This window comes from Brakhagea baltica, from assembly GCF_052161605.1.
GTDB lineage: Bacteria > Planctomycetota > Planctomycetia > Pirellulales > Pirellulaceae > JBKCUI01.
In genome coordinates this window covers 6,319,596-6,340,650 of sequence record NZ_CP197409.1, presented here as the reverse complement: position 1 = coordinate 6,340,650, position 21,055 = coordinate 6,319,596, and the positions used below count along the sequence as shown (strand labels likewise).

General features: G+C 51.7%; 14 protein-coding genes. 6 read left to right on the top strand and 8 right to left on the bottom strand.

Annotated elements, in window-relative coordinates:
* Nucleotides 1-60: 60 nt before the first annotated feature.
* The 3 genes from SH449x_RS24820 to SH449x_RS24810 are packed head-to-tail and all read right to left on the bottom strand — an operon-like array spanning nucleotide 61 to nucleotide 4,716.
* Complete coding sequence (locus SH449x_RS24820; RefSeq protein WP_482378766.1) at nucleotides 61-1,965, bottom strand: hypothetical protein; 1,905 nt, start codon at nucleotides 1,963-1,965, stop codon at nucleotides 61-63.
* A gap of 5 nt (nucleotides 1,966-1,970) precedes the next feature.
* Entirely contained in the window at nucleotides 1,971-3,737 is a 1,767-nt protein-coding gene (locus SH449x_RS24815) for an ABC transporter permease (RefSeq protein ID WP_482378765.1), read from the bottom strand.
* Nucleotides 3,738-3,792: 55 nt separating this feature from the next.
* Nucleotides 3,793-4,716: an ABC transporter ATP-binding protein gene (locus tag SH449x_RS24810; RefSeq protein ID WP_482378764.1), complete on the bottom strand. Its 924-nt coding sequence runs from the start codon at nucleotides 4,714-4,716 to the stop codon at nucleotides 3,793-3,795.
* A gap of 295 nt (nucleotides 4,717-5,011) precedes the next feature.
* Here SH449x_RS24810 and SH449x_RS24805 point away from each other — a divergent pair, with 295 nt between their 5' ends.
* Nucleotides 5,012-6,433, top strand: a complete 1,422-nt coding sequence (locus SH449x_RS24805) for a bifunctional folylpolyglutamate synthase/dihydrofolate synthase (RefSeq protein ID WP_482378763.1) — start codon at nucleotides 5,012-5,014, stop codon at nucleotides 6,431-6,433.
* Nucleotides 6,434-6,465: 32 nt separating this feature from the next.
* Here SH449x_RS24805 and SH449x_RS24800 read toward each other — a convergent pair whose 3' ends face one another.
* Nucleotides 6,466-10,194 (bottom strand): mechanosensitive ion channel domain-containing protein, encoded by a 3,729-nt coding sequence (locus tag SH449x_RS24800; protein ID WP_482378762.1) that lies wholly within the window; start codon nucleotides 10,192-10,194, stop codon nucleotides 6,466-6,468.
* Nucleotides 10,195-10,468: 274 nt separating this feature from the next.
* Here SH449x_RS24800 and SH449x_RS24795 point away from each other — a divergent pair, with 274 nt between their 5' ends.
* On the top strand, nucleotides 10,469-12,640 hold the full coding sequence (locus tag SH449x_RS24795; protein ID WP_482378761.1) for a TolC family protein: 2,172 nt from the start codon (nucleotides 10,469-10,471) through the stop codon (nucleotides 12,638-12,640).
* 213 nt (nucleotides 12,641-12,853) lie between these two features.
* Nucleotides 12,854-13,606 carry a DUF4058 family protein gene (locus SH449x_RS24790; RefSeq protein ID WP_482378760.1) on the top strand — a complete coding sequence of 251 codons (753 nt, stop codon included), beginning with the start codon at nucleotides 12,854-12,856 and terminating at the stop codon, nucleotides 13,604-13,606.
* 110 nt (nucleotides 13,607-13,716) lie between these two features.
* Here SH449x_RS24790 and SH449x_RS24785 read toward each other — a convergent pair whose 3' ends face one another.
* Nucleotides 13,717-14,880 (bottom strand): hypothetical protein, encoded by a 1,164-nt coding sequence (locus SH449x_RS24785; protein WP_482378759.1) that lies wholly within the window; start codon nucleotides 14,878-14,880, stop codon nucleotides 13,717-13,719.
* A 54-nt stretch (nucleotides 14,881-14,934) separates the two neighbouring features.
* Here SH449x_RS24785 and SH449x_RS24780 point away from each other — a divergent pair, with 54 nt between their 5' ends.
* Entirely contained in the window at nucleotides 14,935-15,081 is a 147-nt protein-coding gene (locus SH449x_RS24780; protein WP_482378758.1) for a hypothetical protein, read from the top strand.
* A gap of 172 nt (nucleotides 15,082-15,253) precedes the next feature.
* On the opposite strand, the gene queG is transcribed toward SH449x_RS24780, so the two are convergent.
* On the bottom strand, nucleotides 15,254-16,333 hold the full coding sequence (queG, locus tag SH449x_RS24775; protein ID WP_482378757.1) for a tRNA epoxyqueuosine(34) reductase QueG: 1,080 nt from the start codon (nucleotides 16,331-16,333) through the stop codon (nucleotides 15,254-15,256).
* Nucleotides 16,334-16,344: 11 nt separating this feature from the next.
* Nucleotides 16,345-16,749 (bottom strand): thiol-disulfide oxidoreductase DCC family protein, encoded by a 405-nt coding sequence (locus SH449x_RS24770; protein ID WP_482378756.1) that lies wholly within the window; start codon nucleotides 16,747-16,749, stop codon nucleotides 16,345-16,347.
* Between the two features lie 204 nt (nucleotides 16,750-16,953).
* Here SH449x_RS24770 and SH449x_RS24765 point away from each other — a divergent pair, with 204 nt between their 5' ends.
* Nucleotides 16,954-17,364, top strand: a complete 411-nt coding sequence (locus SH449x_RS24765; RefSeq protein ID WP_482378755.1) for a hypothetical protein — start codon at nucleotides 16,954-16,956, stop codon at nucleotides 17,362-17,364.
* Between the two features lie 26 nt (nucleotides 17,365-17,390).
* On the opposite strand, the gene SH449x_RS24760 is transcribed toward SH449x_RS24765, so the two are convergent.
* Nucleotides 17,391-19,193, bottom strand: coding sequence for a sensor histidine kinase (locus SH449x_RS24760; RefSeq protein WP_482378754.1), 1,803 nt, complete (start codon nucleotides 19,191-19,193; stop codon nucleotides 17,391-17,393).
* Nucleotides 19,194-19,508: 315 nt separating this feature from the next.
* On the opposite strand from SH449x_RS24760, the gene SH449x_RS24755 reads away from it, so the two are divergent.
* Nucleotides 19,509-21,050, top strand: a complete 1,542-nt coding sequence (locus SH449x_RS24755) for an SHD1 domain-containing protein (RefSeq protein WP_482378753.1) — start codon at nucleotides 19,509-19,511, stop codon at nucleotides 21,048-21,050.
* Nucleotides 21,051-21,055: the final 5 nt, after the last annotated feature.

Below are 21,055 nucleotides of genomic sequence, written 5' to 3'. Positions count from 1 at the left end.
CACCAAGCTACACAACTTTCCGTAAAAAGAAAATCGCGATCCTCCAGAAAGCTGCGATCTCTACTGCTTGCCAGGATCGGTCTGGGCTGGCGGCTCCGTCTGCTTAGGTGGATCGTCCTGAGCTGGCGGCTCCGTCTGCTTAGGTGGATCGTCCTGAGCTGGTGGCTCCGTCTGCTTAGGTGGGTCGTCCTGAGCTGGTGGCTCCGTCTGCTTAGGTGGATCGTCCTGAGCTGGTGGTGTGGTCGATTCGACTGGTGGCTCTGCTGCCCCCTCGGGAGGAGTCGCTTCTGTCGTCGGAACCGTCTCTGTCGCCGTCTCACCCTCAAGCTTAGTGGTCTCAGGTTCGTCAGCCGGATGATCCAACTCCCCAGCCTCTTCTAGTTCGTCTCGACGCTTTTGCTCGATTGCCCACTCTTTGAACATCTCTTCCATCTCGGGATTGGTGTCATCTCCTACCAACTCCACATCGATGGAGTTTCGATATTCGATAAACCAGCCCAAAGGAAAGCCTTGGTCCAGCTCGGTTTCAAGCAGCCTCTTGTATCGATTAACCGCCTTGAAAACATCATCCCCGACCTCTTCCTTGGCAAACCGAGGGAAACGCCTCAAGGTTTTATTCCAAAGCTCAAAAGAAGTCTCAAAATTTTGGATAGCAGCTTCGGGGTCCCCCGCATTGATCATCTTCGTTGCCTCAAACATCGTCCGTCGTGCCTCGACTGTTCGAGGCATCTGCTCGGCCTGAGCTCGCTCCTCCCAGTAGTCGTAGTTCACTGTGGAACGATAGATGTTTGTAATCCGAAGCTTCTCCTCCAACATATTGATCTCATTGACCATTCGGAGCAAGTCAGGCTGAATGGCTCTGGGGCACTCGGCTACGATTTCCTGAAGCGACGGATTTGCAAGCGACTGCGCTTGAGTTCGTCGGTCGTACTGCTCCCGCGTCTTAATATCCGCATCGGTCCAAGCAAACGCTTCCTTAAGTTCATCCGGCAGTCGGTTAAGCTTTGATTCCCGGAGCAGCCTTTGCGGTTCGGCAGATGCCTCGTCAAAATTTGCCTTGATCCCTCGCGCGATCTCGGCACTACTCGCCATCTCACCCAGTCGTATGTACCCCTCGCCAGTCCAAGGAATGTCGGTCATTCCATACTCTCTCCAAAGACGACCGGCCTCATCCCAAGCGAGTTGCGTACTATCGTTCAAAATCCCTTCCTCCTGCATGGCCTCACCGTAGTACATGATCCAGAGTGGCCCGTAACTGTAAAGAAGGTGCGGTGTCTTGGCGATCCGATTCCCTCGCTGGAATGAGCTGACAGCACCGTCGAACCATAGTCTACCAACACGCCAATTATCCGGAGTCTGATCGTATCCAAGCCCCTTCGTTTCAAACCCCTCTAGACCTTCTTTGACAAAGAAATCATGAAATTCTTTGTCCTTTCGGAACATGGAGCGATACTGCAAATGCTCGTCCGCTTTGCCAATCTTGTGACCGACATAATGCCCGAGGTCGTACAACAGGATTGGCTTCTTCTCGTTGTATTTGGTTCCCGTGACGAGATAGTCGATACCTTTCTTGATCCAGGCATATCTCAGTCGATAGTCATCAAATGTCGGAGCAACGTTGTAGCTAAGATTATGCGCTTGATGCTGCCATACGCTGATGAAGTGCGGTTGCAAAAGTGCAATCTGCTTCAATGATGCCGCGAACCGATCATAGTACTTGTTCTCTTTGTAATAATCGGCCTTGAGCCAAAGGATCGACGCTGCAATCCCGCGCATACCGAGCGTTGCGAGCCGCATGCCTTCGCTGGCAGGATCTGGTTGCCCCAGATAAGTCTGCCCGATCCGATACTTGTTCCGCATCTGCGAAATGGATCCGTTTTTTGGTTGCCCCAAAGCGTAAAGCGGCAGGAGCAACCCAACGATGCAGCAAACATAAACGACTTTGCGTCTCAGACTCTTGTTCATAGAAATTAGCCTGCCATCTCGCGAGTCTTAAGGAAAAAGTATGCAATAAGCGATGTCATAACGAAGTAACCAAATGCGATCGTCAAATGTCGGGCAAGCAGCCCCTCAAACAAATTGACACCATAGGTGATGAATTCCGTCGTTCCGAGATCGTACAAATTAGGCAAAGCATTCTTGAGCAGGCCGACCGAGACCAAAATCCCCTTATCGATCCCACGCACCACATTCTCTACCAATGGACTACCCAAGTCCAACTCGGTTACCGCGCCACTCTGCAACGGCAATCGAATCAATGACTCCACCGGCCCTCCTCCAGGAATCTCGCCCGTGGTCAAATCGTCCAGGAACCAACCGAACATTCCCAATACGATCACCGAAAGCGTCGCTACGATTGCAACAGGACCAGATAGGAACGTCGAGAACATAACCCCAAAACAAATGACGATGCACATTTGCAACCAAATGCTGATAAAGCCCTTGGTAAAGTTCCACTCAAAAGACTTCTCTTTGGCACGCAAGTAAAGATCTGCCTGCGCCATACCAAGGTATTGCCCGCGGTCAGTACAGCGAATCACCAGCTCAAAACTACCCTCAGGTGCGATATCATCAAAGAAATTTAGCTCTTTTCCATCTACCGACTTCAAATTGAGCGAGACACTCTTTTGGTCAAGCAAACCTTCCTTGACCTTGAACGGAAACCGCTCTGTCTCGACGGCACCGTCCATCGACCTGAAGAAGAAAAGCCCTCCAACCGGCGTTACGATATCCCCTTTAAACGTTCGAAACGCATCCAGGGTCATTTCGAAAGTCACGGAATTCGCGAACAAATCTCGCGGCACGTTTGCAAATGTGAAAATCGCGCTCGACAGCGTGTCTCCTTCGACATATTTGAGATACTCGGAAATGCTGCCAACGTTGATACCATCACTGTCCTCTCCGTCACGGCCCGTGAAACGAAGCCTACCGTAAATGGGATTCCTCGCCTCCAAATCCCCGATCTGCTCAGAGACGATCAGCTTGTCTCCCACCTTTTCAACGATGTGCCGGTGCCCTTTCACCAGGTCAGTTACCCCCTGCCCTTGCTCGTCCAGAGTAAAGGTATGTGAGTGAAGACGGTAATTGGTGGTTTGCCCGACCACGCTTTCGGTGGGCACAATCTCCACCTCGTGAGTGTGGCGAAGCCCCCGTGTGATAAACACATAGCTGATTACACCAAAGATAGCTACCGTCAACGTCCCAACCGCGACCATCCCCAAGACGCGACCAAGAAAAATCTCGGTGGGCCTGACCGGTTTCGTCACGATGGTGTAAATGATCTTGCTGGTAATATCACGAGGGATACTAAAGGTGCTAAGAAAAAGCCCCATCAGCAAAACCAGCATGTTGGTCAAAAACAAAACCGTTGAGATGTAAAGCTGTGCGGGATTATCCGATTTCGGGTCTATAAACCAGCCCGCAAACATAATCGCCACAACGAAAACCGCAACGACAACCAAAACCCGGCTCCGGATCGCCTCTTTAAAAGAGAGTTTTGCGATCGCGAAGATGCGGCTCGGTGACATCTTGGGAATGTCGACCGTAAAAAGCTGACCAATGATTTTGGCGACAACCAAAAAACCTTCGGCCGGTCCATGCTTGATGGTCGAAACTATATATCCGACCAAAAATCCGAGGACGGCCAAAATGAGAGCCAGAATTCCTCCGTATAGGAATCCACTCCTCTCAAAGGCCCACTCCCAGTATGTCCAAAATTGATTAGGCTCTAAACGCATTTTGATTCGATTCTATGGTGATTCCGTGTGCTCAATCGGTATTGGCGACCTGAGGTTAATTCGCTGCCCCAGCCGACCGCGCCCCGGGTCGTTGCTCGCTTTGTTGAACAATATCTAGGAACAACTCTTCCATAGTTGTAGTTGGGTTATCCATCTTGATCAGCTCCGAGTTGGACTGCTGAATGATTTCCCGAATCCTCGCCTTTGCGTCTTCCGAAAGTCCCTTGGCATGAATCTGCGTGACATCCTGCACCTTCAGCAACGCGTCGACCCGACCTGCCTCCTTGAGCTCTCCTTGGTGCAAAATTGCGACCCGATCGCAAACGTCCTGCACATCTGCCAACTGGTGAGAGCAGAGAAGAATGGTTTTCCCTTCGTCTCGCAGCTTGAGAATCAGATCCTTCATTTCCTTGGTGCCAATCGGGTCGAGCCCCGTGGTTGGTTCGTCTAGCACCAAGAACTCGGGTTCGTTGATCAAAGCCTGCGCCAACCCAATCCGACGGGTCATCCCCTTGGAATATTCTCGCAACTGGCGTCTTCGGTGCCGTTGCAACCCGACTCGCTGAATCAAATCGGAAGCTCTCTGCTTGCGTACGCTGGCGGGCATATCAAACAGGCGGCCATAAAAATCGAGGGTTTCTTCCGCGTTCAAGAATTTGTAAAGATACGATTCTTCTGGGAGATAGCCGATTCTTTCGTTCTTGGCTACATCCGTGGCTTCTTTTCCAAACACAAACGCTCGGCCCGACGTCGGAAATAGCAAGCCCAACATCAGCTTGATCGTGGTGGATTTTCCCGATCCGTTTGGCCCCAGCAGGCCGAAAATCTCTCCTCGACGAATCTCGATGTCCAAGCTTTTCAAGGCTTGCACCTTTTTTCGACCCCAGAAATCCCGATAAATCTTGCCCAGATTTCGAGTTTCCACGATCACATCAGAACTAACGGCAGTTGAGACGGGTGTTGGAGTTTCAGTTGACATGAATTGGCTTTTGCAGGGAAAAGGGCGGCTGTACGAGCACAGGCGGCGGATCTGGCCGGAATAGAGCGACGTACGTTACTCTCTTCTTTCCGGTTCATCCGTGAACACTAACCAACAATCCCACCAAGAACAGAACTATAAATGGGTTCCTTAGGTCCTACAAGCTACCAGCCTATTGAAGAAGATGCCGCGGCAGAAATAATCTAGGATTGATCCTAACTTGGCAATTATGCGGCCTGGGTCAGCCAACCTGACATCCCGTGCCAATTTAGGTTCCCACAAACTCACAAGCTATATGGATCACACTGACCCAAAATACGTTGAAGCCGTTCGTTTTCTTCTGGATCGCGTCAACTATGAAAAAACGACAAACCAGCCTTACAACCAACGGACCTACCGGTTGGCTCGGATGGAAAGACTGCTGGAGTTACTAGGAAATCCGCAAAATACAGCACCGATAGTGCATGTCGCCGGTTCCAAAGGAAAAGGCTCCGTCTCCTGGCTGGTGGCCGAATCCGCCCGTGCAGCAGGCTACAAGGTTGGACTCTACACTTCTCCGCATTTAGTCCACTTGGAAGAGCGATTCGTTATCAACGGCAGCGCTATCTCCCCTGAATCTCTCTGCTCGGCTGTCGAAGCGGTGCGTGCCGCGGCAGCCCCCACAAATTTCCCGGATTTGGAAGGTCCAACTTTTTTCGAACTCACCACCGCCATCGCATGGCTGCTTTTCCGAGATGCCAAAACGGATCTGAATGTAATCGAGGTCGGACTCGGCGGACGCCTCGATTCGACAAACGTCTGCCAAAGCCTAGTCTCAGTGATTACGTCGATCAGTTTTGATCACCAAGCCCAACTGGGACGGACGATCGCGGAAATTGCCGGCGAAAAAGCTGGGATTATCAAACCCAACCAACATACCATCGCGGGTGCTCGCCACCCGGACGCAAGGCAAGTCATTCGAGCCAAAGCAATCGAGAACCAGAGCCAAATTTGGGAACTGGGACGCGATTTTGATTGCCTAAGCATTTCCCCGCAAGAATCGAAGATGGAGGAAACTGGCAAAGAAACCAAAACAGCTCCCATCGAGTCGTGGCAAATGGAATACCTTTCCTTGTTCCATACCGCTGGGATTCAGTCTTTATCAAAAATTAACGTTGGTATGCTGGGACGGCATCAAGCAGACAATGGGGCCATCGCCATCGCCTGCTGCCAAAAACTGAATCAATTGGGCTGGAGTATCCCCGAGTCAGCTATGCGAACCGCTCTCGAACACACGAGAGTCCCTTGCCGCATTCAACAAGTTAACGACTCCCCGAAACTAATCCTCGACACGGCTCACAATGTTGCTTCGATAAGCTCTCTGACCTCAACCCTAAAGGAAACCTTCGGAACCGTTCGTACAACCTACGTTTTTTCTTGCTCCAAGGACAAAGAGTACGAGGCCATGTTGGAACTCTTGATGGGAGCGGCTGATGAGCTGGTTCTGACCCAGTACACGACTAACCCTCGCTATGTGCCCTTGGAGCTTTTGGAGTCGGTAGCCCAATCGATGAGCCCGCGATTTCCCAAAACCAAAATTGTGTCGTCTGCGAATCCTCGCGACGCCTTGGATTACGCGATGTCCAAGGCATCTCCCGAGGACTTGATCGTTTGCACGGGATCATTCTTCTTAGCAGCCGAGTACTATGCGGAACTGTCGATGATTTCGACAAGATGAAAGGTGTTAACCATTTTTCATCGTCCGGTCATCTAAAAGGCTCTGTCTGATGGTGTGCCAGACTGTCCAATTTTAGGAGAGGCGGTTTGCTGTTCGTCGCTCGCTGCTAATTGGCTGTTCCGATGACGTCCCTCAAATAGATCCAAAATCTCGTGATCGACGGATCGTATGTGTAAATCTCGCTGAGGAAATGGTATCTCGATTCCTTCTCGATTGAATCTCTCAAAGATTGCAACGAGCACATCGTGCTGCGTCGTTAGTCGTGAACTCAAATCACCGACGAACATTCGAGCTGTGATGGTCAGACTACTGTCCCCCATGAGCTCAAAGAACGCGCTGGGAGCCGGATCCTTGAGTACATTAGGATGATCATTGCATATCTCCTGAATGGCCTTACATGCCTTGACCGGATCAGATTTGTAGGAAATCCCGACAGTGATCACCAAGCGACTACTTCTGTCGGTCAAAGTCCAGTTTAGCAGTCTCCCTGTTATCAGATCCTTGTTGGGGATAATAAACTCTTGCCGATCAAAGTTGACCACCGTCGTGGCACGAATCCGAATCTTGGCAACCGTACCAGTCGTGTTGTCCACTGTGATGATATCCCCGACCCGCACGGGTTGCTCGAATAGCAGAATCAGACCGGAAACAAAGTTGGCGAAGATCTCTTGAAGGCCGAAACCTAATCCTACCCCCAACGCGGCCACCAGCCACTGGATGCTGTTCCAACGGACGCCCAGATTGGAAAAGGTTAGCACGATACCCAGAATCAATATGGCGTATCGAGAGATGGTTGAAATGGCATAACGCACGGCGTTTTCGATCGGAAGGTGTTGAAGCAACGCAATCTCTAACAACCCCGGAAGATTCTTGGCTGCCACGGCAGCCATGAGCGCGATCGGTATAGCAATGACTAGATTTGCGAGCGTTATCGGAATTCGTTCTCCCGGGTTCGCTCCCTCGATGGACCATCCCAAAGGAACCGAGTTCAAAACCCCCACTGCCGGTAACACCGATGTCCAAATAATCGCGACTGCCGCCACTGCGGCAAATACAAGCGTGCTTCCCACCAATCGCATGGTCTGCGCATTGATCTCAGCCAGATTAAGCTCTTGGTCGATGGTAATGGCTTCATCACCGGAGTCGCTAGTTTCCTTCCTTGTCGCATCCTCAATCCGTTGCCTTGCTTGGACCAACAAAATCTGACGCCTTCGCAATAAGAGCCAGCGACGAATAATGCTGTAGGCCAACAAGATTCCGATCAATGCCGTGAATGTGGTGTGGAGATGAACCGACAATCGTTCCGCCGTATAGTGATATCCGACCAGGCTAAGTAGAGTCAGAGCCAGAGGGGCAGATATTAGAACCAAGTACCAAAAGTACCGAAATCGATCCAGCCACCCTCCGGCATGAGCACTGAGGTATTCGCTAAAGACACCTTTACTAGGGTTCAGTACGACCAACAGGAACACACTATAGGCAATCATCGCTACGCAGTAAGCGAGCCGCCCTAACGAAGTGTCGTACTTAGCCTCACCAAACTCGGTTGTCATGGCCACAACACCTATCGCTGGTATCGCAATTTGAATCAGCCACCTAGCGTTTCTACGCAATAATAACGTTGCCTGAGAGGGCCAGCGAAAATGGGCTTCCGCTAATCCATTCGTAGCACAAATGCGCCGCAGCAACTCCAGTGGAAAGTAATAGCGCGCCGCGACCATCAACCCCATGCCCACGGCATAGGAAAACGGGTCAGCCTCATCGGCTTGATAAAGCCGATATCCGAGAAACAACAATGCTAACGGAAACACGCTCGCCAGTAGTAACACGCAAACGATCGCTCGCAGCGTAGGGACAAATGTTGTCACATTAGGCTTTGTTGCTAGGTCCCCTTGTTTATGGTACTCTCGCTTGAGCCTGACTAAATTAAAAACCACAACCGTCGCAACTATCGCCACGAACAAGTAGAGCCAGCTTCGCTTCTGAACGTCTTCCCGAAGGCTATTCAGTACGTCTTGCCAGTGCGGAATTCCTAGAAGCCATGTGATCGATGGCCAGACTTGCAAGGCATCTGCTCGTCCAAACTGATCACACGAGCGAATCCAGAGAACGTGCTCATCAATAAATTCTTGATACTCCTTAACTTGCCTTAAGTGGCTCTCGGTCGATTCGGCTAACGTCAGGACATTGTCAAGATGCGAATTGACGTCTGCGCGATAACCATCAACGACCTGTTTCTCCATCGCTGCCAACAATTGCCTCTGCTCCTCAACAGTCATGTCGAGCAGTCGATCGGAGAGTTGCTGTTCATACTCTGGTATCGCAAGCTTATTGTCCACCAGCATGGCTGCTTTCCAATCGTCCAACTCCAAGATCAGCGTCTCAGCTGCTAGCATCTGCTGCTGGTACTCCGATAATCGATACCTTAACTTGGCCGGATCAGGCAACTCTGCTCGCTGCTTTCGAAGCATAAAGCCAACAATACTGCTGAAATTGAATTGCTGCGTATTCTGCGAAGAAATCTTGTTGCTCATGATGCGGAATCGCTCGTCCCACTTCTTTGAGTCGGCTTGCACGGAATCCGTTGCTAATTGAACGCTAGCTGAGCTTCGAATCAGATTCAACCAGTTCTCACAGCGTTCCAAAACTTTCTCTGCATCGGCACGCAGTGTGGGATCCGCACGCTCGGCAAAAATCATCGCCATACGCTTTTGATCGATCACGCGACTTTCGCGCCGTTGCCCCAACTCGGCAACAACCTCTCTTAGCCTGCCTTGATAGTGATTCTGATCGGCCGTAGAATTTTCTCGCCGTAGATTAAGCAACTCATTCTCTGCATCATACGTTCTCTGCTCCTGCTCAAGCCGCCGGACTCTCTCATTGAGTTTCGAAAGCCTGGTTCTTTGAGCTAATCGAGTCACCTCGCGAAGTCGAGGGTCGGTCCCTTCAGGCACCGCCGTGTTGATGTCTTCTGTTAATTTCGCAATCGCAGCTCTAGCATCCGAAACCAGCTTGGGAATCTCCTTCTTCTTTGCGTCACGCGATACGATCGCTGTCTCGACATTGGCTTTCCTGTCCGAAGCCGCTTGCAACAATGTTTGCAGTTCCGTCTGATATGCTTGCAAATCCTCTATCGTTGCACGTGGCAAGTAAGCGGAATCGAACACCGGAGTATAACTTGGACTCTCTTTTCGCCGTCTAGCCTCCACGGTGGCATTCGGCGCTGCTTCAAATGCCGCCAACAACTCTCGGTAGAACCGCTCGATTTCCGTTCGATCCTTTATCTCTGTTAGCAAACTCTCATACGCCGAAATCAACTGCTGACGTAGTGTGGCCTCGATTTCTGTCGATGCATTTAACTGAGTGATGGCCGCTTGAACCGCCTCAGCCGTAATCGTCGCCTCTTCCGTTACCGGTCTTTCCTCAAATGGTCCGGTGCTTCCCCCACCCTGACTTGCCCCTTGATTCATAGCGGGAGTCTGAGCAGCATTGGCGTTAACCTGTGGTACACCGGTCTGCTGTCCCGCTGTTTGCTGGGGTGGCTGTTGGGATTCGAGAGTCTGCTGCGCAGGTGCCCTAAGCGTGTTGGCTGGCTGCCCTTCCGATTGCTGCGGCGCCCCCTGCGATGGAACAGGTGGTTGATTTCCAGGCGGAAACTCGATTTGACCGTGAATCAATCGCGGTACTGCCGCGAATACAACGAATATCGCAGCGCCCCACGCCAATCGCATTGCTAGCGTTTTTGAATTTTGAGATTGCATGCTGCGAAACTAAACCAATCTGCTGAATCAATCAACCCTAACCGCCTTTTCGGAAAATTCTGCACAATCGTCAAAGTTTACCAAAGGAGCCGCCGATAACCCAAGTGTGGCCACCAAAATCTGCTCCGGCAGACGAGATGGACATGTTAGGGGGGCACCTAACCAAAGCACCAGATCTCTTGCATACCTTCGGCTCACCGTGGTGGTGGATCGAAACGTGTGTTCACGTATAGACTTACGTGATGAGGTTTGAACGGCGAAAGACGGTACCTCCATGAAACGTAACCTTATTAAATGGATTGTTGGTTTGCAAATCGGCAGCACCTTGCTGACCGGATGTGCACCAACCCAACCATTCTTTATCGGTGAACGGGGCCAGCTCGCGCATTACATCGATCGCGTGCAAAAAATCGAATACCCCGATCTTCAGCGAGAACCGATTCCCGAGGTCACGCAATCTCTGCCACCTATCAGCCTGGACAACCTCAACTTCGAGTTCTCCGACCTGACGCTCGAAGATTGTATCCAGTACGCACTAAACAACACGCATATCGTTCGTACGCTCCCCGGCACACAACGCCAAAACGCAGACATGTCGGCTGTCGTCCTGGCTACTCCAAGCCAGCAATTGGCCTCGATCTACGATCCAGCGCTCGTAGCGACTACAACCAACTCGCAACCATTGGTCATCGATGGAAACGGCAACCGAGTACTCGCTCGTGGTGCCGCTCGCGCCAATCAAGTTGGTGGCGTCGAAGATGTTCTCTCCGAGTTCGATGCTCAATACAGCGCTTTCATGTCGTACAACACAACCGACCGCCCGAGAAACGTCGGTGCAGGCAACGTGTTCAACCCACAGTTCTTCCAAGGTCGAGATGGCACCGGCCAAATGGCTCTGTCCAAGCGTATGGCAACCGGTGGCGTGGTTACCCTGAGGTCGCAAACGATCTACTCGTTCAACAATATTCCAACTCAGCTCGATGGGCTAGGTAACTTTGGACGTGCTGTACCAAGCGACTACACTCAAACCGTCGAACTCCAAGTCCAACATCCTCTCATGCGAGGTCGTGGAACTCTGGTAAACCGTATCCCAGTCGTTCTGGCCCGTATCAATGAAGACATCTCCCTCACGCAATACGAAGAACGAGTCCGCAACTTAGTCCGCGATGTCGAGTACGCCTACTGGGATCTCTACGCTGCCTACTGGACCTTTGACACCGCCAAGACGGCTCGCGATGCTGCGGCCAACTCCTACAAGATCGCGAACGAAAAGTTCCGTCAGGGTGCTGCAGCCAACGCCGAAGCCCAAGCTCGATTGACTTTGAATCAAGCAGAAACACAAGTCTACGGCTCCTTGATCGGCAACGGTGCTAATGATCCTGGCTTGTTAGGACGAGAACAAAATCTACGCTATCTCATGGGCTGGGCTGCCACCGACGGTCGCTTGATTCGTCCCAGCGACAAACCAGCCGTTGCTCGCGCTTACTTCGACTGGGACTCGGTCCGAGGTGAGGCACTAACCCGAAACGTAGATCTTAGATCTGCCAAGTGGGTCGTAAAGCAACGCGAGTTGGAATTGATCTCGGCCAAGAATCAACTTTTGCCTGAAGTAAACCTAACACTTCTCGCTCGTGCGGTGGGCGTTGGTGGACGATGGCTCGATAACGATGGATCGAACCCACCGTTCCCGATTGGTCCCAACGCCAGTGCCTGGGAAGAGCTGTTGGAAGGCAACTACCAAGAAGGTGGCATTCGAGTGGACTTTGTACCACAAGCTCTTGGTGCACGTCGAGCGATGACTGATGTCGCAGGACGACGCTTGGCTCTGTCGGTTGCCAATCGCACTCTCGAAGAAAAAGAGATGGCTCTGCTTGCTCAGATCACCAAGAAGTGGCAGGAAATCGAAGGATTGCATACACAGATGACCTACGCCTTTCTCGCCTTCGACGGTGGAGAAGATTGGGTGAACGTCTCAGACGAACAATTCCGAGCTGGTAGTGCTGGTACCCAAGGCAACCCGGTCGACGAAACGCTACGAGCTCAACAAACTCGTGCACAAGCTGGACAGCAATACTTCCGAGCTGTCGCGGAATACAACAAGGCTCTGGTCGATATGCACGTCCTCAAGGGGTCGTTGCTCGAATACAACAACATCCTCCTCGAGGAAGATCTCTGGCCAGAAAAAGCCTACTGGGATGCTCACGAACGAGCACGCGAACGAGATGCTGCTCGGTTCATGTCACCCGGTGCTAGCCGTCCAAGAGTGGTGAGCCAAGGAGAATACGAACAGTTCACTGGCAACGCTCAACCGCAGTCCAGACCGATCCAACAGCCTGCTGTAGATCGGAACACCGAACCGCGAGAAGTTATCCCTGCGGTACCAGAAACAGAAGTCATCCCACCCGATCGCCGCACTCAAGCGATCGGTTCCGGAAGACGCCAATAAGACAATCGGATTTTCAAGCGAACAGCGAAAGCTGTGAACGAGTTAGGGGGCGCTCTCAAAGGGATGGTTTGCCGATAAGGCAGACCATCCCTTGAGGCATTTTTTGGTTCTAAGTTTGGCTACCGGCAAACTCAAGGTTAAAATCCCCGTGGGAAGAATCTTTGCCTGAACACAATAGCCTCCAGCCTAATGGACAGAAAAGGAGTAGGTCTCATGCCGATGCACGACTGGTCGCGCGTAACTCCCGGAACCTATCATAACTTTCATTATCATTGGATTTCGGCGATAACAAACAGGTTAAACGCCGGTCTACTACCGGAAGGCATGATAGCCATGGCAGAGCAAGTTGTAGGCGGCCCTGCCCCTGACGTCGTAACTTTGCAGACCGGAAACAACGAATTTCCCCTGGTTTCGGGTTCTAGTAATGTAATGACATTGTCCGAAGCCCCACCGCAGCCGAAGACTCGATTCGTCATTCCCGCCGAGAGCGAGCGGTACGCCGCAAAAGCAAACCGAGTTGTCGTGCGACACGGACTAGGGAAAGTGGTAGCAATCATCGAACTCCTATCGCCGGGAAACAAAGATTCTCGCCATGCTTTGCGATCCTTTGTCGAGAAGACGGTAGACTTGCTCTACGACAACGTCAACTTGCTAGTGATCGATCCATTCCCTCCCGGGCCGCGTGATCCTCAAGGAATTCACAAAGCCATATGGGACGAAATTTCCGATGAGCCATTTGCGCTACCTTCAGATCGTCTACTGACTTTGGCGTCTTATCAGGCATCTCCAACGAAAACAGCGTATGTCGAGCCATACGCTGTTGATGAACCGATCCCCGATATGCCACTCTTCCTGCACGATCACTTTTACATCAACGTCCCATTGGAAGCGACCTACATGGAGACTTGGAACGTTCTTCCCAAACTCCTTCGCGACCTTGTTGAGCGAGGCATAAGCAAGCCGTAGTGAAACTGTTCACGCTCCACTAATCCTCCGCCTAATTGGATTTCTCAGATCGAAGACACCACCGTAAAAGTGGTGACGCCGCAAATGTTGCGGATTAAGACTCGAAGACACTAGTCCAAGAGCTCTTTTTTTCGCAACGAAGACTTAAGAACGTTCAGGGTGGGGTATTTCATAGCAAGATGAGCCGCATGCCTGCGAGCGATCTGATTGCCTTGCTCGCCACCTACGGCGTCGCGCAGATCGGCGAGAATACTGGCCGCTTCACGGTAATTGGGTGTGCCACGTTCTTCCACCAACTTTGAAGCCTGCGTCAGCCATTTTTCGGGATCAGACTGCATCTCGACCATTCTAGCTTGACGCAGCTTTTCTGCTTTTTCCGCTTCCCGTTTTGCCTTGGCAGCAGCTTTTTGCTTCTCCTTAAGGTCTGCTTTCTCGCGGAGTAATGCGCAACTTTCGAACAATTGCGCCACGGTGCGTGTGGGAGGTTCAACGGGCCAAACTGGGGTTTCCTGGCTTTCACGCATTTCGGAAAGCAATTCGGCTTTCAACGCGACAGGATCTTCGGAAATCAGTCGCTGCAGGATCTCATTCCGACGCGATTCAGAAATTGTGGAGAGCCAAGCACCTGCTAAATCAACTTGCAAGGCTTTACTATTAAGCGTTGGGATGCCTACGGCTGCAGCATCAACGAGCATGGGGTCGGTTTCGAAGAACGCCAAGATATCTGCTGCGACTATGGGGACAGCGTTCATGCCATGGGGCACAGGTGGCTCCATCAAAGCCTCATCCTCGTCACATAGAGAGCTGGCACAACAAAGCCAAAGAATGTAAAGAGCCCGAAGATCACCGGCTATCAACATTTCTCTGAGCGACGTAGCAGCATCGAGATAGTCATCAAATTCCCAGACCGGATCGAAAGCCTCTTCAAGAAAGGGGGCTATCGTGAGGATGCCTGCTTTGCCCTTCTTGTCTGCGGTCCACTTTAGGCCATTGGCTCCGATGTATTTGGAGTAAACGCTCTTCGCGAACGGCAAGCCACTTGGCAACCGTATTCGAATCTCGCGGCATCCATAGTTGGAATACATCAAATAGACGTCGTATCCGTTACGCAGCATGCCATCGACATCTCCACGAAACGAGGCGTAATTGTATTCCACCTCAAACTCCCACTTGGTAGCCTCCGCGCGCGAGGACTGTCGATCCATGAACTCCAATTGTTTATCTGACAATGGGCGATCGATGGCACGAAACTTGACAAATTGGAATTCGCTCATTTGGGAATGTTTCTCGCAAGTAATGCCCAAGTACCTGTTGGTCCACTCAGCATCATGGCACAAAAAGAAGATTTGTTCCAGCCATCTTGTTGCCCCATAGAAGTCCGGCTCTTTATTGTAGGTTGGCAAATGAATCTAGCGATCAAGCTCTACGGCTCCACTGACTCAAAGGTCCGCTTGAGTCAGTGGACCGATGACTAATCAGCTAGTACCGCGACGATGCCCCCCCACGTTCTTCGCCCCCAATTGAGCTTGCCTCAATGGATCGCATGAATTACCAGCCAATTAATTGCAATTCCCCTTGAATTCTCCCGGTCCCACGCGAGGCATCCGCCAGTTCCGCTTTGGCATTCGAACGGGGTGCCTTACGAGCTCACTCAGATGTCAATCTTTCGACTGCCCACTTGGCGGTGCTGCTCAATACCGGATCCTCGCTCTCGCACAGTTTTTTGATTGTCTGTAACAAATCAGATCGCCCGCGATTGACCGCTGCCACGATAGCATTCCGCTGCATGCCGACTAGCTTGGTCCGGTAGAAAGGAGTTTTGCGATACAGCCGCCGGAATGATTCCTCATCCAATGTAAGCCAATGCTCCAGGTTGGTTTTCATGTCGATATCCACGGGTGCGAACCAAGGCATCCCTTGATCGGGACGTTTGCGATTCCAGGGACACACGATCTGGCATACATCGCAGCCAAAGATCCAGTCTTGCATCTGCGATCGCAATTCCAAATCACTCTCGCCTCGATGCTCGATCGTCAAATAGCTTATGCATCGCGTTGCATCCAAAACGCGAGGCTCCGGGAACGCATCGGTCGGACAAGCGTCCAGGCATGCCGTACAACTTCCGCAATGATCACTCTCGATCGTGTCGGTCGACTTTAACTCTTGATCGGTCAAGATCGCGGCCAAGAAAAAATAGCTGCCCCATTCTCGATTGAGCAAAAGCGTGTTCTTTCCCACCCAACCCAGCCCCGCAAGTTCGGCAAACTCTCTCTCTAATAACGGGGCGGTATCGACAACTCCTCGATAACTCCCGCCCCATTCTTTTTCCAAGATGGCACAAATCCCATTTAGCCGATCGCGAATCAAATCGTGATAATCAACCGAGCCGCTCGCGTAATGACCGATGCGAGTCTCTCTCTGGAGCGATTCCGAACAAGCAGTTGCGCCCGATGCTTCTGCATGCCGCTTGCGCTTGGCTGGTAGCGTTTCTGGGTGAGAGTCGTACGGCATACCGAGCATGATCAGCGAACGACAGCCGTCCAGAACGCCTGAGGGATGTCGGTAGGCATCGCGTCGCTTCTCCAGGTAAGTCATGCTTCCGTGTCGCCCTCGCTCAAGCCAATCAAGAAATTTCTGGTAACGGGGTGCCTCGGTGGCTTGGGTGATTCCGAACAAGGGAAACCCATGCTCCAAGCAAATCGATCTGAGCCACGCAGAGTCAAACATGGGTAGCGAGTCTACTTATGGAGGGAGCAGGTGCCACCATCGTCGCAATGACGCCCCGCGATCTTGTACCGTCGCTTGGCAATCTGCCTGTAGAGAAACCGCCAGAGTGGCATGCTGCCAGGAAAATGCAACATGGGTGCAAGAGGCCAAAGCATGGGCAAGTGACGGGACAGATACCTCACCGCATCCGCACCGCCATATTTTTTTCCTTCGTAGGAAACGACCCACATTTGTTCCATGAGTTGGTCAAAACTCAAATCTGGGTAGAGTTCTGCAACCGAAGGGTCGTGCAACGAAACCAGTTGTAACCGATCCTTGCCATCCATGCGTTGTAGGTTCTTTACCCCTTGCGTGCAAAATTTGCACTGCCCATCGTAAAGAACTACAATTCGCTTGGCGGTTACTGGAGCTGACACGAAAAGATTCCCAATTGATTGCTAAAAACCGGAAAAAAACCGATTCTGTTTGTTGCACATCGAAACTTGCTATGTTCCGCGAACATGACGCCCCAACTATACCCCACCGCAGACCAACGAACCAGTACAACCACCTACGATCGCATTTTTCCAGAATATCCTACGAGGAGTCCGCAACATCGATCGATCTTCAAGGCCCTCTGAATGAAACAGCAAGAGTACGTCACCGAAGTTGGAAAACCCTCTCAATCGGTCGCCATGCTCGGTATGGCAATCGCGACCGTCATCTCCGCTGCACTCCTTTTTTTGGTAATCGGTGTAGCCATCGTTGCCCCCGACAGGAAGCTGCTGGGGGCAACGATAGTATGCGTTGTAATTTTCGGATTGTTGATGCTAGCCAGTGGTTGGATTTTCATCCGTTTAGCTAGAGATGCAAAATCGGTTAATGGCCAAACCACTATGCCAGAGTGGTTCATCCAGGTATGCGGGGCCGTGTTTTTTGTAGGGCTCTGCTTTACTGCCTTTTTTGGAGGCAATCTATGGCTTCTTCCCGAAGCCCTCGGCGTGGCATTGGCTATGATTGGAATCCGAAGATTGATACATAGAGTCCCGTAATAATCAGGTGCAATGATATTCCTTCCCTAGGTAGACGGCGACGGACTCATCTCCTCGACCTGGTTATATCGGAGCGGCAGCTTTACGCGAAATGTGCTACCGAATCCCACTTGGCTAGACAACCCGATGTCTCCGCCAAGCAATCGGCATAGCTCGCGAACAATAGATAAACCAAGTCCCGTGCCGGAATGTTCTCGGGTCAAGCCATCGGTACCTGTTACCCGCCGTGCTTGACGAAACTTCTCAAAGATGATGTCGTGATCTTCAATGGCGATTCCAACTCCCGTATCCGAGACAGAAATGAGGACGTCCATATCTTTGTTCAAGCAATGGACCGTGATCAGCCCTCCCTCCGGAGTGAATTTGATCGCATTGGACAGAAGATTGGTCAGGATTTGCTGAACTTTGCTTTGATCCTGGTAGACCAAGATAGACTCGGAGTCTGCATCGACTCGGACGTCAATGTTTTTTTGTTCCGCGAGCGGCCGGACTAAGTCGCACTGAGAATGAATGAGCCCAATGAGATCGAACTCGGTCAGGCGCACTTGCATCTTGCCTGCCTCGACCTTGGCCAGATCCAAAATGTCGTTGATCATTTCCAAAAGCTTGCGACCGCTGAGCTGGATATTATTGACGAAACGACGCTGTTTGTCGGTGAGTGTCTCAAAGCCTTGCAATACCTCGCTGAACCCCAAGATACTGTTCAGCGGTGTTCGCAATTCGTGACTCATGTTGGCGAGAAACTCACCTTTCAGTCGGTTGGCTTCGAAAAGTTCCAAGTTGATCCGAGCGAGTTCGTCCACTTGAAAATTCATCCGACCGTTTACATCTTGCAGTTCGTTCTGAATATTGGTCAAGTGGCGAAGCATCGCGTTAAAGGACTCTGCAAGATCATTGAACTCATCATCGGTGTCTAGCTGGAATCGTAACGCCGTATCCCCCTCGGTAATTCGTTCGCTCACCTTCTTCATGTGGAGAAGCGGTCGGATCACAAGTCGTTTCAGAATATAATGAATGAAGAACAGCGAAATGGCGACGGTTCCAATCGCAATCGATGTCAGGATCGAGTAGCTCCAGATGCTCCAGAATCGAGCGTAGCTGTCCGGCATTTGGACTCGCAACACACGAAACGGGTCCACAGAGGAGCTGCTTTCTTCGACTGAGGGCCTGAGTCGGACATGGCATTCGCGACACTCGCTCCGAAACGTAAGCGGGTGGTAGTAATAGTAGAAACCGTCATAAGGTCCCGCTTCTTCGAACACGAACGCTTGAGCGGGACTCGAAAACGTCATAGCAGACGCCACCGCAGGATTGTCACTATTGACGGGGGCGAGGGGAGGTGCATCCGTGGCAGATGCCGGGTCCGTGAGTTGCTCGAGAGCGATCCGGTCCCTTTCGGCCAATTTTGCGTGAATATTCTCCAGCCTCGGCAAATCTGTACCTGTCGCAATCTCGCCTTTCAAAGACTCATGCTCGAGATCGTCATCCAACCGTAGTAAATACGCCTCAAATTGCGACTGAAGCATCGAAGCCCGCAAATGTTCGAGCAATTTTGTCTTGTCCGTTTGAGCAAGACTCGATTCCAAACCACCTTGATCGGAGATCGGGTCAAGCTTTCCGATCGCATATAGGTGTTTCCAACCGATATAGGAGTTCGCATAATCCCGGGCCGACTGGCGAGCCGTCTCGAGCACCAAGTGCTGAGCCACAAACTGGATAGCGAAAAGAGCCAAAACCATGGAGACCACAATTGCCAGCCCCAGAAAAACCAAGCTTTTCCGCTCCACCGACCAACTACCAACGAATGACTTGACGAGTGAGCGAAACATTTTCAGGGGTGCTAGACCTTGGAAATCTCAGTGGAAAGGGAGGCGAATCGACGCAAAACCGACAAAATCGGATTCTATCGTGAACTCCCCCCGGGATTTGAGGCTTTTCCTCAAAGTACTAAAGTATTCCGTCCATTTAATAGCCGAACACAGACTTTGCGTAAACGGATCAGAGTCGCTGATCGCTACAAATTTGTTGCGGCTCTGAGATCCATTAAGTACCATTTAGGGTAATTGTCGGGGTTGTGCAAGCTTTACCGAACACAGCTAGCACCGTGCACATAAGAGTTAATTCGCAATCAGGAGTCAGTTTCCATGTCTAAGCCGTTCACGTACTGGGTTCGTTTGGCAACAGTCGCAACCTTGTGCACACTCACCACCTTCAATCCTGTTCTCGCAGGTCGGTGCATCGAAAGGCTGCTAAAACGAAATCATTGCGTGCCAGCTTGCCTCGATGTTCCAGCATACGAGTGCTGCATCGTCGTGTCGCCTTGCCAGCCCATAACAGCTTGTGACGAACTACCGACAACTCCTCAAGTCGCACCTGAGTCCACATCGGAATCCACGGCACCTGCCGAATCGGCTCCTCCAGCTACACCGAAAGCGGAACCAGAGGCTCCCGCAGTTGCGCCGTCTGTTCCCTTGACTCCGATCGAGCCGGCTGCCCCAGCTGCTGAGCCCCCTGCGGCCGCCACCCCAGCTATTCCACTCATCCCTCTCCTCGGCCCAGAAGAGTCAGCACCCGAAGAATCAGCCCCCAAGGCGGCTGATCCCGTGGACGCCTTGTTCAATGATGAGCCCGTTAAAGCCACCGAGCCTGCGGTCACCGCTGATCCTACACCGGCCGTGATAGCTCCCACGGAAGCAGAGGGTGAGGCCCCAGCTAAAGAAGCTCCCGTTACCGAAGATCCAGTAAAGGAAGATCCGATCGGCGATTTGTTCGGTGACGCGGCCGAAACAACTGACCCAGTCATGGAAGCCGATCCCGTCAAGGATACAGGTATTGATGATCTGTTCGGAACAGAAGAAGCCACCCCACCCGTCAAGGATGCTGTTGAGACTCCACCTAAAGAATCGATCGACGATATTTTTGGTATCGAATCCACAACACCTCCTGCGGATAAGCCAGCGACCGACACCAAGGACGCTCTCGACGATCTGTTCGGTTCCGACGCGACTGACACCTCCGCAACGCCTCCCAAAGCGACCAGCGGAAACGAACTCGATGACTTGTTTGGAACAGAGGCCACCGAGCCGCCACCAGCCAAGAAGGAACCTGCTCCCGCAGTAAACGAATCGATTGAAGATTTGTTCGGAACCCCAGCCACCGAAAGCGGCAACAAGGCAGCCGAGGAAGCCGCTGATGCACTTGACGATTTATTCGGAAAGCCGGTCAGCACCGAGTCTGCGGATTCAAAGAACGATGATGACAAATATCTGGATTCCTTGTTCCCTACAACTCCAGCCATCAAGTCCGAGTCCCCTGTTGCTGAGCCAAAGGAAAAGGCAGAACCAAAGCCTGAGCCAAAAGCTGAACCCAAAAAGGATGTGGATCCACTCGATATCCTGTTCGGTCTAGGCGAGTTTACCCCTCCCGAAGAGTTCCGTGGTGCCGAATACCAAACCTGGGTGGATAACACCGGAACCTACAGCGTTAAAGCTCGCTTGGCAGTCATCTATACTGATCGCGTCAAATTGCTCAAAGAGAATGGCAAGTACACAACCGTTCCACTAAGCCGACTCAGTGACCGCGACTTTGCGTACGTTCAATGGGTTGCTGGCAATCTTTCTTCCGAGTCGAACACCAAGTTCGTCAAGAAGGACGGCGAGAGCACCAACTCGGAGAACATAAGATAGTTGGA

Coding starts and splice junctions, on each gene's coding strand:
- SH449x_RS24780 (WP_482378758.1), top strand. CDS start 14,935: ATGGCACAAAAAGAAGATTTGTTCCAGCCATCTTGTTGCCCCATAGAA.
- SH449x_RS24785 (WP_482378759.1), bottom strand. CDS start 14,880: ATGAGCGAATTCCAATTTGTCAAGTTTCGTGCCATCGATCGCCCATTG.
- SH449x_RS24765 (WP_482378755.1), top strand. CDS start 16,954: ATGAAACAGCAAGAGTACGTCACCGAAGTTGGAAAACCCTCTCAATCG.
- SH449x_RS24805 (WP_482378763.1), top strand. CDS start 5,012: ATGGATCACACTGACCCAAAATACGTTGAAGCCGTTCGTTTTCTTCTG.
- SH449x_RS24790 (WP_482378760.1), top strand. CDS start 12,854: ATGCCGATGCACGACTGGTCGCGCGTAACTCCCGGAACCTATCATAAC.
- SH449x_RS24795 (WP_482378761.1), top strand. CDS start 10,469: ATGAAACGTAACCTTATTAAATGGATTGTTGGTTTGCAAATCGGCAGC.
- SH449x_RS24820 (WP_482378766.1), bottom strand. CDS start 1,965: ATGAACAAGAGTCTGAGACGCAAAGTCGTTTATGTTTGCTGCATCGTT.
- SH449x_RS24760 (WP_482378754.1), bottom strand. CDS start 19,193: ATGTTTCGCTCACTCGTCAAGTCATTCGTTGGTAGTTGGTCGGTGGAG.
- SH449x_RS24815 (WP_482378765.1), bottom strand. CDS start 3,737: ATGCGTTTAGAGCCTAATCAATTTTGGACATACTGGGAGTGGGCCTTT.
- SH449x_RS24755 (WP_482378753.1), top strand. CDS start 19,509: ATGTCTAAGCCGTTCACGTACTGGGTTCGTTTGGCAACAGTCGCAACC.
- SH449x_RS24810 (WP_482378764.1), bottom strand. CDS start 4,716: ATGTCAACTGAAACTCCAACACCCGTCTCAACTGCCGTTAGTTCTGAT.
- SH449x_RS24800 (WP_482378762.1), bottom strand. CDS start 10,194: ATGCAATCTCAAAATTCAAAAACGCTAGCAATGCGATTGGCGTGGGGC.
- queG (WP_482378757.1), bottom strand. CDS start 16,333: ATGTTTGACTCTGCGTGGCTCAGATCGATTTGCTTGGAGCATGGGTTT.